We start from the raw sequence: 13,271 nt of genomic DNA, 5'->3' as shown, positions 1-13,271 counted from the left end.
TAGAATCTAAGTCTTTGTTAATTTCAATTGTAGAAATAATTGTATTTATCGCTTGATTTCTATACTCCAAAAAAATTTATTCTTGAATACATATAGGGGTAACGGTATATTAGATTGGCAGAAAGGTGGGGGAATAATGAATGAGTGGGATAAGCGCTTTAAAATCTCTGATTATGCATATGGAAAAGAAGCAAATTACTTCATTAGAAAGATACATGATCAACTCCATTATAAAGGACAGATATTAGCCATTGCTGAAGGTGAAGGTGAAGGTAGAAACGCTATCTTTTTAGCGGAAAAAGGATTTGATGTAACGACTTGGGATTATTCTGAAGAAGGAATAAAAAAACAAAAGCCTTAGCCTTAGAAAAAGGTGTAAACATTAAGTCTGAATTAATCGACTTGAACAAAGCACCATGGAAAGAGAACACATGGGATGCGATTGTCAATATATATGGACACTTTGGTTCTTCACTCAGGGAGCAAACATTAAATTCAGTGAAAGATGCGATTAAACCAGGGGGATATTATATATCAGAAGTATACTCCACATATCAAATACCCTATGACAGTGGTGGTCCCAAAAATGTAGATATGCTTTATCATCCAGAAGAAGTCTTCCAATACTTTAGGGATTGGAATATTATTCACTTTTTTATGGGAGAAGTAATACGCCATGAAGGAAGCTTCCATAATGGTTTAGCGCATGTTATTCAGATTTATGCACAAAAACCTAAATAAACGCTCTTGACAATAATACCTACAGGGGTATATTATGTAGACATAAGTTAGTAAGTGAGGTGAGACAACTTGGAATATACAGATCAGATGAAAAATAGATTAAAACGCATCGAAGGACAAATTCGAGGAGTTTTAAAAATGATGGAGGAAGAGGAAGATTGTCGAGACGTTGTATCTCAACTATCTGCTTCTCGAACAGCCATCGATCGTACAATAGGAGTCATTGTGAGTGAAAACCTTGTAGAATGTGTTCAAAGAGCGATTGAAGATGGAGAAGATACAAAAGAATTTGTTGATCATGCAGTAAACTTACTTGTTAAAAGTCGCTAAGATAGGCATTATAAAAGTCTATCTTAGTAAAAATTTTTAATCTTTCAATATACCTATACGGGTAATAGTATTTAAGCGGAGAGGGGAACGATTATGAGTGAAGGAAAAACAACCAATATTATTTTGTTTAGTGGGGATTATGATAAGGCGATGGCTGCTTACATCATTGCGAATGGAGCAGCTGCCTATGACCATAAAGTCACGATTTTCCATACCTTTTGGGGACTAAATGCACTAAGGAAAGATGAACCAATTAAAGCGAATAAAACGATGATGGAAAAAATGTTTGGAAAAATGATGCCTCGTGGTGCTGAAAAGATGGGGCTATCAAAAATGCACTTTGCTGGTATGGGACCAAAATTAATAAAAAAGGTCATGAAAAAGCACAATGCAATGCCTTTAGCCGATTTAATTGATATGGCGGAGGAACAAGACATTAACTTAGTCGCATGTACCATGACGATGGATTTACTTGGGTTACAAAAAGCTGAATTAAGAGAAAGCATTCAGTATGCAGGTGTGGCAGCCTATTTGGCGGATGCTGAAGATGGAAATGTGAACCTTTTTATCTAAAAAGGAAAGGACTGGTTAAGTTTGGAGACACTACCAAACAAAGAAAAAGAAATCATTTTAATTTGTCAAAGTGGGATTAGAAGCAAACAGGCTGCGAGATGGTTAAAAAACAAGGATTCCATCATGTCACCAATGTTATAGGTGGAATGAATGCATGGGTACAATAGGAGGAACTAATAATGAATGAAATTTCAGCCCAAGAAGTGAACGCCCTTCAAGATAAACGAATTATAGATGTCCGAGAACCAAAAGAAGTAGCTGAAGGAAAAATTAAAGATAGTCTCAATATTCCTTTAGGTTTATTGGAATTTCGGATACATGAATTGGATAAAGCGAAAGAATATATTATTGTGTGCCGCTCTGGTGGGAGAAGTGGCAGGGCTGCACAATATCTTGAAAACCAAGGATTTAAAGTGAAAAACATGACTGGCGGCATGTTGGAGTGGCAAGGAAATACAATTACTGAATAAATTTGGAGGGTTTAACAGAATGATAAAATCTGATATCACTATTGATGCTAAGGGGTTAGCGTGTCCGATGCCGATTGTAAAAACAAAGAAAATAATGAAAGAAGTTAATCCTGGTTCCGTCATAGAAGTACAGGCAACAGATAAGGGGTCTACTGCTGATTTAAAGGCTTGGTCAGAAAGTACAGGTCACGATTACCTTGGTACAGTTGAAGAGGGAGATATTTTAAAACATTATCTTCGTAAAATGAGTGAACAGGAAACTGAAGAAAAGAAACATCCATACACGATTCAAAATGAAGAACTTAAAAGCCTGTTAGAAAAAGACCACAATACTCTTGTAATTGATGTCCGAGAAAAAGCTGAATATGCATTTACTCACGTTCCAGGAGCACTATCTATACCATTAGGTGAATTAGAAGATCGGATGCATGAAGTGGAGAAAGATAAAGATATCTATGTGATTTGTCGTACGGGAAACCGAAGCGATATTGCCTGTCAGAAGTTAACTCACGCTGGTTTTGAACAAGTAATAAATGTAATTCCTGGCATGAATCAATGGAAATAAACAATATAATCGGAGGGGTTTAAACATGACTGTTCACAAAATGTATCCAAAAGAGGTTGCACGTAAACTAATTGAGAAAAAAGAGTTGTTCATTTTAGACGTGCGGACAGGTTCGGCGTTTGAAGATTGGAAGGTAGAAGGAGCAAATTTTGAGTATTTAAACGTTCCCTATTTTGACTTAATTGATGGTGTTGAAGACATCCTCAGTAAGTTACCAAACGATAAGGACATCCTTGTTGTTTGTGCGAAGGAGGGTTCCTCTATTATGGTTGCAGATATGTTATCAGAGGAGGGGCTAACGGTCTCCTATTTAGTCGGAGGAATGAAAGCTTGGAGTGAGTATCTTGAACCAATCAAAATTGCTACGTTACAAGACGGTGGCGAATTATATCAATTCGTTCGCCTAGGGAAAGGGTGTCTCTCTTACATGATTCTTTCCAATGGTGAGGCAGCTGTTATTGACGCCGCACGTATGACAAATGTCTATATTCGTTTTGCTCAAGAAAAAGGAAACAAAATTACGCACGTCTTTGATACGCACCTTCATGCAGACCATATTTCAGGCGGGAGAAAAATAGCTGAGAAAACAGGTGCAACTTATTGGTTACCACCAAAAGATGCAGATGAAGTTACATTTTCTTATGAACCCTTAGTAGATGGAAATAATGTGAAGATTGGTCAATCGACTATCTCCATACAAGCCCTGTATACACCTGGTCATACCATTGGATCAACATCATTTATTATTGATGATGCTTACCTTCTAACAGGAGATATTTTATTTATAGACTCTATTGGGCGTCCTGATCTTGCTGGAAAAGCAGATGATTGGGTTGGCGATTTAAGAAAATCTTTATATCGACGTTATAAAGAATTGTCAAACGAGCTAATTGTATTACCTGCACATTTTATGATTATTGATGAGTTAAATGAAAATGGCAGTGTCGCTGCATCATTAGGGAAATTATTTAAAGAAAATCATGGACTAAACATTGAGGATGAAGGGGAATTTAGGTCGCTTGTATCAGAAAATCTACCGCCTCAACCAAACGCTTATCAAGAGATTCGTGAAACAAATATGGGAATGAAATTACCAGATGAAGAAGAACAACGTGAGATGGAAATTGGTCCTAACCGTTGTGCAGTTCGCTAAATCATTTAATTAAAAAGGAGACTATAACATGAATGTAAACAAAGTATTAGATGCTAAAGGAATGGCTTGTCCGATGCCAATTGTTAAAACAAAGAAAGAAATGAAATCCTTAAATGTAGGGGATATTTTAGAAGTCCAAGCGACAGATCAAGGGGCTTTAAAAGACTTTGAAGCATGGGCAAAGTCTACGGGTCATGAGTTATTACAAACAAAAGAAGAGGATGGCGTTCTAACATTCCACATTAAAAAAGGGGAATAACGAAAGATGAAGAGAGGGGCACGCCGTTGCCTCTTTTTTCATCAGTAAGGAGAAATTCATGGATATTCTTTTTATCATCACAATATTCTTAATCGGCTTTTTGGGGTCATTCATCTCTGGTATGGTCGGAGTAGGTGGCTCTATCATTAAATACCCTATGCTTCTCTTTATCCCTCCACTGTTAGGTTTTGCGGCTTTTACGGCACATGAAGTTTCAGGAATAAGTGCTGTCCAAGTCTTTTTCGCAACGATTGCAGGTGTTTGGGCTTACAGAGGAACAGGGTACTTGCATCGAAAATTAATTCTCTATATGGGGAGTAGCATTTTAATTGGAAGTTTTATCGGTGCTTTTGCCTCGAATTTTTTTCCTGAAAGCTCAGTCAATATTGTTTATGCAATTCTCGCAACGATTGCTGTAGTTATGATGTTTCTACCTAAAAAACCAGTTTCTGAAAAGCCAGCAGAACAAATTTCTTTTCATCGAGGGCTTGCCTCTGCTTTGTCATTTATCGTGGGTATCGCTTCGGGTATTGTCGGGGCAGCAGGATCATTTTTACTAGTCCCAATTATGTTAACCGTATTAAAATTACCAACTCGAGTAACAATTGCCACTTCTTTAGCCGTTACCTTTATTTCTTCCATTGGCTCAACAATTGGCAAAGTAGCAACGGATCAAGTGCTGTATGGACCTGCAATTGTTATGATTATCGCTAGTGTGATTGCATCTCCTATAGGAGCAAAGCTTGGTCAAAAGATGAACACAAGAATTTTGCAATGGATTCTTGCTTTAATCATTTTAGGAACGTCCATTCAAATATGGTTTGCTCTATTACGATCTTAGTTTTTTTAAAACGGGCGGGTACACATCATTAGAATGAAATCTTCCTATTATCTTAATTAGATGCTTCAAACATTCGAAAATAGATGAAATGAAAAATCGATTCCTCAAAAATTGTACTGGAATCGATTTTTATTAACATGGTTTAACGTTGTAAATACGCGTTTATCTATACTGATGACTAGAAAACCTTGATTTAATAAGGCTTTTACATTAAAGACATGTAAACAACGTATTATTCTTAAAACAAGTCTCACAACACCGAATTAAACAACAGAGCGTTGCCATGAAGGCAATAAAAACGCCTTAAGGCGTTCTAAAGAAGTAGAAGGAATGGTTTTCAAGCAACATTATAGATGCCTTCTCATTATAAAGATAATATTACGTTGTATACTTTGAATACGTTGTTTGCTGACTTAAGATATCAAGTATTTAAAGTAACCTTTTACTCAATTTTTCTTCTCAGAATACTTTAAATACTACTGATTTTCATAGTATAGATAACCCGCATTTTCCCGATGTTACCCCTAATTTATATAAATAAATATATTATGTGTGGTTATTCTTCTGGATGTAGGTGTATGTCTTAGTCACAGTTAAGGGTATTGTCGTTATTGTTGTGGAGCTGGTATGTGCCAATTTATTTATCTTGATAATGTTCAATGTATAGTAGTATATTGATCAAATTTTGTTTTTTTAACAATAAATAGGGAAAAGTTACAAAGAATAAAAACATCACTAATGAAAATGGAGATGAATGATATGTCAGATGCAAATCAAATGCCTCGGGAAGAGGGCATAGATCATAGCTTAAGCCTTATGAGAGAAGGATACATGTACATTTTGAACAGACGTAAAAGTTTTAATTCTAATGTTTTTGAGACCCGATTACTTGGAAAGAAAGCGATCTGCATGGTAGGAAAGGAAGCTGCTGAAGTTTTTTATGACACAGAGAAATTCAAAAGGAAAGATGCAGCACCGAACCGGGCGGTTCAAACATTGTTCGGGAAGAACGGTGTTCAGGCATTAGATGGACAAGATCACAAACACCGGAAGGAAATGTTTATGTCCATCATGTCTCCCGAGGGACTTCAAAGCCTAACAGTCATTACAAAAAAACAGTGGAAGACAGCACTAAATAAATGGGAACAGATGGATGAAGTTACTCTTTATGAAGAAGGAAAAGAAATCTTGTGCAGAATAGCCTGCCAGTGGGCAGGTGTCCCGTTGGAAGATGATGATGTTAAGGAAATGACAAAAGACTTAGCGGCGATGTTCGAGTCACCAGCTGCAATTGGCCCAAACCATTGGCTAGGGAGAAATGCACGGAATAAAGTAGAAAATTGGATTGGTGAGTTGGTTGATAAGGTGCGTAATGGGGAAATAAATCCTCCAGAAGATACAGCTTTACATAGATTTGCCTGGCATCGCGATTTAGAAGGGAATCTTCTGGATACTGAGACTGCTGCTGTGGAAGTAATCAATATCTTAAGACCTATTGTGGCGATCGCTATATTCATCAATTTCATTGCGTTGGCAGTGCATCATTATCCGGAAGAAAGGGAGAAACTTGAATCCCGCGATGAAAAATATGCTCTGATGTTTGTACAGGAAGTCCGTCGTTTTTATCCGTTTTTCCCGTTTGTCGTAGCATTAGTAAAAAAAGATTTCACCTGGAACGGTTATAAATTTGAAGAAGGCACTTTAACTTTACTTGATCTTTATGGCACAAATCATGACCTTGAAATTTGGGAAAAACCTGATGTGTTCAGTCCTGATCGGTTTGCTAAATGGGAAGGCAGCCCTTTTAGCTTTATTCCGCAGGGGGGTGGTGATTACTTTATGGGGCATCGCTGTGCTGGAGAGTGGGTCACCATTGAAGTCATGAAAGTAAGTCTTGATTATCTGGCTAACAGAATGGAATATGAAGTTCCTAACCAGGATTTAAGTTACAGCATGGTGAGCATGCCAAGTATTCCCCATAGCAAAGTAGTGATAAAGAATGTTAAACGAAAGCACTAAATTATGAAGAATTGAAAAAAGAAAGCCCGATTTTCTTTAATAAAGAAATCGGGCTTAGCGATTAGAAGTAGCCTATATATAACGGAAGCAAGAAGGGTTTAAGTCGTTTTCCAATCCAAGTTAACGACAGAACTTTATCTGTTTCGGATGCCGATGGTTTTGTACAAGTTGTGGCGGATAAAGAATAGTCGGATGTCAGGTGTTGTGTGTCCAAATGGTAGGTCGACCCTTCTAATTAAAATAAGAGACTAAACACTTCGTTTTCTAACATTATATAAAACCCTAAGCCAATGAATACGATTGGAACAATCCATCTTTCATATTTCTCGATTTTTTCAGAAATAAGGGGAACACTAGCTATGCGATAACTGATATAACATAATATTCCTACCATAATCAAGAAAACTAGTCCAACGATAGGGATTTCAGCCCCGCTTAATGTTGTGAAGTATGGAATATAAATCGAAAGGTCATCTGCACTTGACGCTAATACGATAAAGGTGACTGTTAAATATAACTTATTAAACCTATTAGATGACAAAACAGATAAGATGTTACTCTCCTCTGCCTCTTCTCCGCCTTTAATCCACACTTTAATCCCTAAATAAAGGGGCAACAATCCAAGTAAACCGACCATCCATTGTTGAGGGATAAAGGATACACCAAAAGATGCCAATAAACTTATAAGTAAGATGATGACTGTTCCTAAATATTGACCAATAACAATATGTTTTAGCTGACCTTTTTTAAGTGATTGCGAAAAAAGGATGATTAAGATAATTAGATAATCAATTCCAGTCGCAATATAAACAGCTATAGCAGTTAAAATCGTGGCAATCATTTTATCAACTCCATTTATCTAGACCATAAGCAGGTATTTAAGAGAAAAGCGTTAGGAAAGCCTAACGCTCTTGACGTTCTATTCTTTTACTCGCATGAGTCGCATACTATTTAATGCTACTAAAAGAGTGGCTCCCATATCTGAAAGGATTGCAATCCACAGTGTTAACCAACCTGGGATAACCAATAATAATGCAATAAATTTAATTGAGATAGCAAAGGCAATATTAGCTTTAATGATGTTTAATGCTTTACGGCTTAGTTTCACCGTAAATGGAAGTTTTCTTAAATCATCCCCCATTAAAGCAACGTCTGCTGTTTCTAGTGCTGTATCTGTACCAGCTCCGCCCATAGCAATTCCGACCGTTGAGGCAGCTAATGCAGGAGCATCATTTACACCGTCACCAACCATAGCTACTTTGCCATACTTGGCACGCAATTGTTTAATGAAGTTTAATTTATCCTCTGGCATTAGTTCTGCCTGTACATTAGATACACCAACATGATTACCGATAGCGTTAGCTGTACCTTGATTATCACCTGTAAGCATAATCGTTTCTTTGATTCCTGCTTTGTGTAACTTTTGAATTACTTCTTTACTTGAATCTCGAACTTCATCTGCAACCGCAATAACAGCTAGGATTTCAACTTCAGTACCAACAATCATTGCAGTCTTACCTTCATTTTGCAGTACCGTAACTTCTTCTTCAAATTTTTTATCAAAAGTTATTGATGATAATTCTTTAAAGAGCTTTGGGCTACCAATATAATAAGTAACCCCATTTACAATTCCTTTAATTCCTTTCCCTGTAATAGAAGAGAAATTCTCTACTTGTACGTCAGCATAATTGATACGCTCCATTTCAGCTTTTTTCATAATCGCTGATGCAAGTGGGTGTTGTGAGCGATATTCCAAAGCTGTAATGATGGACAATAATTCTTTTCCATCTGTTTGTGCGTTCAACATATGATAATCAGTTACAGCAGGAACACCTTTCGTTAATGTTCCTGTTTTATCAAAAGCAATTGCTTTTAATGAACCAATCTCTTCAAGGTAAACGCCACCTTTAACTAATACACCTTTTTTAGCTGCATTACCAATAGCAGAGACAATCGAAATAGGGGTGGAGATAACTAAAGCACATGGACAACCAACTACTAGAACAGCCAGCCCTTGATAAACCCACGTTCCCCAACTTCCATCAAGTAATAATGGAGGAATGACTGCAACTAAAGCAGCAATGACCATAATAATAGGTGTGTAGTATTTTGCGAACTTATCTACAAATGCTTGTGATGGAGCACGTTCTCCCTGTGCCTCTTCAACTAGATGTATTATTTTAGAAATAGTTGTATCCTCAACTAATTTTGTTATTTCAACTTCTAATAACCCTTCTTCATTCAATGTACCTGCAAAGACTTCGTCATCAATTGCTCTTTCTACTGGAACAGATTCTCCTGTGATTGCTGCTTGATTGACTGATGAATGCCCACTGACAACGACACCATCCATTGCTATCTTTTGGCCAGGCTTGACAATCATGATATCTCCTACCGCAATATCATCAACATGGATCATTAATTCTTGCCCATTACGTCTAACAAGAGCTTCTTTTGGTGCGATGTTCATGAGAGAACGAATTGAATTTCTTGCTCTATCCATGGAGAATCGTTCAAGCTCTTCACTGATAGCAAAAAGAATGACAACAAGGGCAACTTCTCCCCATTCGCCAATAATGGCTCCACCTATAACAGCTACAGTCATTAGAGTTTTCATGTCAAATTCTAAACGTAATAAGTTTTGAAAACCGATTTTAAAGAGTGATAATCCTCCTACCAACATGGATGCTAAAAATAATAGGGTTGTTAGAAGATTATCTTCTCCATTTACAAAATAAGACAGATAACCAAAAACAAGAAAAGCAGCTGAATATAGCAATGTACTATACTTTTTATAAAAAGGAACTTTTTCTTCTTTATCCTCTTTGACTGCATTTTGAGAACTTTGATTCGATTGATCTGGTGTTACCTTTAAGTTTTCAAATGATCCAGCCTTTTCTAATTCCTCAACTGAAGCGTTACCGAATACAGAAATTTTAGAAGCACCAAAATTCACTTTCGCATCTTCAACTCCTGAAATTTCCTTTACGTTTCTTTCGAATTTTCCAGCACAATTTGCACACGTAAAGCCTTGAACACGGTAAACACTTTTATCTTTTTTTACTTCATTCACGGTTATCTACTTCCTTCCCATGAACAATTGCTGTTGTCACAAGCATTTTGACATGTTCATCATCTAAAGAATAAAAGACTAACTTTCCTTCTTTTCTAGTTTTAGCAATTCCTAAATTACGTAGATGGCGTAAGTGGTGAGAAACTGTAGCCATCGTTGCATCGATAATATTCGCTACGTCACATACACATAATTCATCTTCTTGAACCAATGCATATGCTATCTTTAGTCTTGTTTCATCTGATAACGCCTTGAAGATATTTGCCACTGGTGCAAAATTTTCTTGTTCCATAATTGATCTAACACGACTTACCTTTGCTTCGTCATAACAGAAAATTTCACAAGTATCATGTGTTTGTTTAACTTCTTGAGCCATAATTCCACCCCTCATTCAAATGTTTATTTGATTATAAATACATTCTAATACTCATTAGATTAAATTGTCAATAAAATAATCAAAAGAATATTTGAATAATCCTCTAATCAAGAATTTTCTCTACGAACCGATGTTATTTTATCGTTTATATCTTCTTTGTTGTATTAGTTCCATATCTATTAAAAGATTTTGACATAACATATTAGTAAATGCTAATATGTTTCGAGGGACATATTAGTTTTAACGAATATGAAAGTCGAGGTTACTATGGAGACGAACAAATTGGATACCAAAGTCAAATTAATACATGGCTTCTCGAACAAAACGAGATTACTGATTCTGGAAAGCATTAAAGAGGATGAAAAGACTGTATCTCAAATTGTAGAAGAGATTAATGGCAATCAATCGAACATCTCACAACATTTAGCATGTCTCAAAGATTGCGGGATTATTGTAGGTAGGAATGAAGGGAAATATTGTTATTATAGTTTGCGTAATGAAAAGGTACGAAGCTTCCTGAACATGTTCGATTCCGTTTTAGAAGATGTTGAAGACGAGGTTTCTTGTTGTAAAAATTATATAGTATAGGGACAACTTGACGAGAAAAATTATATTGAATAAATTACTTATTTGACTAAAATTTAACATATTTCAAGAAAGATCTAACTCAAAACGTTTATTGCTACAAAATTACAGTCGGGAGAGATAGAGTTGATATATGATGTTATTATTATTGGAGCAGGTCAAGCTGGAATTTCTATGAGTCAAAAGTTAAAGAATCAGGGAATTAATCATTTAATGATTGATTCCCATTCATACATCGGAGAACAATGGCGTTCTCGGTATGATTCTCTCATTTTATTTACACCTAGAAGTTATTCATCGTTACCTGGTTTAATGATGGAGGGCGCCCCAGAGGGATACCCTACAAAAGATGAAATGGCTACATACCTGCAACAATACGTACAATATTTCGAATTGCCTGTCTTCTTAAAAGTTAAAGTTGAAAAATTAAAAAAGAAAGAAGATATTTTCGTTATGCAAACTTCCAAGGGTGAATTAGCAGCAAAAAAGGTCGTAGTAGCTACAGGTGCCTTTCAAAACCCATTTATACCTCCAATAATACACGAAAATAGTAAGGATATTGAGCATATTCATTCTTCACAATATATAAATACGACAGCTATATCTAATGATACTGTATTAATTGTCGGTGGTGGAAATTCTGGCGCTCAAATAGCGGTAGAATTAGCTGATAGCAAGAACGTTTATCTTGCTACACCTCATAAAATGAATTTTTTACCCTTAAGGCTTTTAGGGAAAAGCATTTTTAATTGGTTGGATAAGCTGAATTTATTATATGCAGGGATAGACACGAAAAGGGGAGAACTTTTCCAGAAAAGAAAGGATCCTATTTTTGGATATGAACTGAAAAGACTCATTAATAAAAACAAAATAACCATAAAACCACGAGTAGAAAAAGTTATTGGTGAACAAGTCTTTTTTTCAGACGGAAGCACAATAGAAACCCAAATAATTATATGGTCTACAGGTTTTAAACCTTCTTTTGAATGGATAAATATAGATGGCGTTATACGCCGAGATGGAAAACCTAATCATAATCGTGGGATTAGTCCCATAGAAAACCTTTATTTCATAGGATTACCTTGGCAATATCATCGTGGTTCAGCATTAGTTTGTGGAGTAGGTAAGGATGCGGAATACCTATTACATAATATTATTAATTAGAGAGGGATAATAACTATTTTAAAGAAAGGAGGTTAAAGTTTAACGAGCCAAATTTAATAAGGCGGTTACATAACGTACAGGATTACGCCTTTTTTAAAATTGAAGTTGCTTAGCGTATGTTTTCCGCGTTTTGTTGGTAGGACCCCTAGTTGACCATATCGTGTTGGAAAAACAAAAAGAAATCAATGCTGAAAATATATATAAGCCCAAAAAGTCAAAATTAAAGAGGTACTTTAATGAATAAGCCTTTTATAGAGACTAAAGAATATAAACGATTTGCTGAGTTTTGTGATGCGTGTAGAAAATACAAATATATCGGTATATGTTATGGCTTGCCAGGCGTAGGAAAAACATTATCGTCTCAACATTATGCGAAGTGGTCTTATGTTAATAAGCAAATTTCTTATAAAGGTGCGGATCAAATTGGTATTAATGCAGATGAAAGAATACTTAACTGTAAAACGATATTCTATACGGCTCCTTCCATAAAAGCATCCCAAATGATAGGTGACATCAGGCTTTTGGGTGGGCGATTAGGAATGGTGAAAAGTGTGTATAAATATTTAGAAGAGGGCGAGGAGGAAAAGTACTCAACAGATTGGACTGAGGATGTTGATTTAGTCATTATTGATGAAATTGATAGATTGAAATTACAAAGCTTAGAGCAATTAAGGGATTTATACGACCAAAACAACTTTGCTCTTATTTTAATCGGTATGCCGGGTATAGAAAAACGATTAGCCAGATATCCTCAGTTATATTCAAGAATTGGTTTTGCACACGAGTTCGAAAAATTAAGTAAAGATGAAACTCATCATATTTTACAATATAAATGGGATGAATTAGGGGTTTCTATAAAACTGGAGGACTTTTCAGACTATGAAGCCATTTCTACTATTATACGAATTACTAATGGGAACTTCCGATTAATCCATAGGTTGTTTTCTCAAATTGAAAGGATTTTAGAGATTAATCAATTAAATTCCATAACAACTGATGTTGTTGAAGCGGCTCGAGATAGTTTAGTTATAGGTATAAAATAATGAAGGGGATGTTATCTTTAATCTGATAACATCTTTTTTTATGCTCAATAATTATTGGGGGATTATCTACAATTAATTT

At 35.9% G+C, this 13,271-nt stretch carries 14 protein-coding genes and 2 pseudogenes; 13 read left to right on the top strand and 3 right to left on the bottom strand.

Translation table 11 applies throughout. From position 1 onward, the window contains the following. The first annotated feature begins 136 nt into the window (after positions 1–136). The 10 genes and pseudogenes from PQ479_RS21850 (at position 137) to PQ479_RS02425 (ending at position 6,951) form a co-directional block, all read left to right on the top strand. Positions 137–741: pseudogene (locus tag PQ479_RS21850) on the top strand (class I SAM-dependent methyltransferase). Positions 742–810: 69 nt separating this feature from the next. Then, on the top strand, positions 811–1,071 hold the full coding sequence (locus PQ479_RS02465) for a metal-sensitive transcriptional regulator (RefSeq protein WP_047989178.1): 261 nt from the start codon (positions 811–813) through the stop codon (positions 1,069–1,071). Positions 1,072–1,164: 93 nt separating this feature from the next. Further along, the gene (locus PQ479_RS02460; RefSeq protein WP_047989179.1) at positions 1,165–1,644 is read left to right on the top strand and encodes a DsrE/DsrF/DrsH-like family protein; all 480 of its coding nucleotides are present in this window, start codon (positions 1,165–1,167) and stop codon (positions 1,642–1,644) included. A 36-nt stretch (positions 1,645–1,680) separates the two neighbouring features. Beyond that, positions 1,681–1,811: pseudogene (locus PQ479_RS02455) on the top strand (rhodanese-like domain-containing protein); the annotation flags it as partial. Between the two features lie 12 nt (positions 1,812–1,823). Continuing rightward, positions 1,824–2,114, top strand: a complete 291-nt coding sequence (locus PQ479_RS02450; RefSeq protein ID WP_047989180.1) for a rhodanese-like domain-containing protein — start codon at positions 1,824–1,826, stop codon at positions 2,112–2,114. A 19-nt stretch (positions 2,115–2,133) separates the two neighbouring features. Beyond that, on the top strand, positions 2,134–2,679 hold the full coding sequence (locus tag PQ479_RS02445; protein ID WP_047989181.1) for a sulfurtransferase TusA family protein: 546 nt from the start codon (positions 2,134–2,136) through the stop codon (positions 2,677–2,679). A 25-nt stretch (positions 2,680–2,704) separates the two neighbouring features. Further along, positions 2,705–3,832 carry an MBL fold metallo-hydrolase gene (locus PQ479_RS02440; protein ID WP_047989182.1) on the top strand — a complete coding sequence of 376 codons (1,128 nt, stop codon included), beginning with the start codon at positions 2,705–2,707 and terminating at the stop codon, positions 3,830–3,832. 28 nt (positions 3,833–3,860) lie between these two features. Continuing rightward, positions 3,861–4,091 (top strand): sulfurtransferase TusA family protein, encoded by a 231-nt coding sequence (locus tag PQ479_RS02435; RefSeq protein WP_047989183.1) that lies wholly within the window; start codon positions 3,861–3,863, stop codon positions 4,089–4,091. A gap of 58 nt (positions 4,092–4,149) precedes the next feature. Then, positions 4,150–4,932, top strand: a complete 783-nt coding sequence (locus tag PQ479_RS02430) for a sulfite exporter TauE/SafE family protein (RefSeq protein WP_047989184.1) — start codon at positions 4,150–4,152, stop codon at positions 4,930–4,932. Between the two features lie 759 nt (positions 4,933–5,691). Next, complete coding sequence (locus PQ479_RS02425; protein WP_047989185.1) at positions 5,692–6,951, top strand: CYP152 family fatty-acid peroxygenase CypC; 1,260 nt, start codon at positions 5,692–5,694, stop codon at positions 6,949–6,951. A 235-nt stretch (positions 6,952–7,186) separates the two neighbouring features. On the opposite strand, the gene PQ479_RS02420 is transcribed toward PQ479_RS02425, so the two are convergent. The 3 genes from PQ479_RS02420 to PQ479_RS02410 all read right to left on the bottom strand — a co-directional run bounded on the left by PQ479_RS02420 (position 7,187) and on the right by PQ479_RS02410 (position 10,400). Further along, on the bottom strand, positions 7,187–7,792 hold the full coding sequence (locus tag PQ479_RS02420; protein ID WP_047989186.1) for a CadD family cadmium resistance transporter: 606 nt from the start codon (positions 7,790–7,792) through the stop codon (positions 7,187–7,189). 78 nt (positions 7,793–7,870) lie between these two features. Then, positions 7,871–10,024, bottom strand: coding sequence for a heavy metal translocating P-type ATPase (locus PQ479_RS02415; RefSeq protein WP_047989187.1), 2,154 nt, complete (start codon positions 10,022–10,024; stop codon positions 7,871–7,873). Continuing rightward, entirely contained in the window at positions 10,017–10,400 is a 384-nt protein-coding gene (locus tag PQ479_RS02410) for an ArsR/SmtB family transcription factor (RefSeq protein WP_047989188.1), read from the bottom strand. The genes PQ479_RS02415 and PQ479_RS02410 overlap by 8 nt, the downstream gene beginning before the upstream one ends. A 267-nt stretch (positions 10,401–10,667) precedes the next feature. Between PQ479_RS02410 and PQ479_RS02405 the strand changes: the two genes are divergently transcribed. The 3 genes from PQ479_RS02405 to PQ479_RS02395 all read left to right on the top strand — a co-directional run bounded on the left by PQ479_RS02405 (position 10,668) and on the right by PQ479_RS02395 (position 13,192). After that, positions 10,668–10,988, top strand: coding sequence for an ArsR/SmtB family transcription factor (locus PQ479_RS02405; RefSeq protein ID WP_047989189.1), 321 nt, complete (start codon positions 10,668–10,670; stop codon positions 10,986–10,988). Between the two features lie 117 nt (positions 10,989–11,105). After that, the gene (locus PQ479_RS02400) at positions 11,106–12,149 is read left to right on the top strand and encodes a flavin-containing monooxygenase (protein WP_047989190.1); all 1,044 of its coding nucleotides are present in this window, start codon (positions 11,106–11,108) and stop codon (positions 12,147–12,149) included. Positions 12,150–12,385: 236 nt separating this feature from the next. After that, entirely contained in the window at positions 12,386–13,192 is an 807-nt protein-coding gene (locus PQ479_RS02395) for an AAA family ATPase (RefSeq protein WP_047989191.1), read from the top strand. Positions 13,193–13,271 lie beyond the last annotated feature (79 nt).

It is taken from the genome of Alkalihalobacillus pseudalcaliphilus (genome assembly GCF_028610675.1).
Classification (GTDB): domain Bacteria; phylum Bacillota; class Bacilli; order Bacillales; family Bacillaceae_D; genus Alkalihalobacillus; species Alkalihalobacillus pseudalcaliphilus.
Note: the sequence above shows the minus strand (reverse complement) of the source record. Positions and strands in the feature narration are given on the sequence as shown.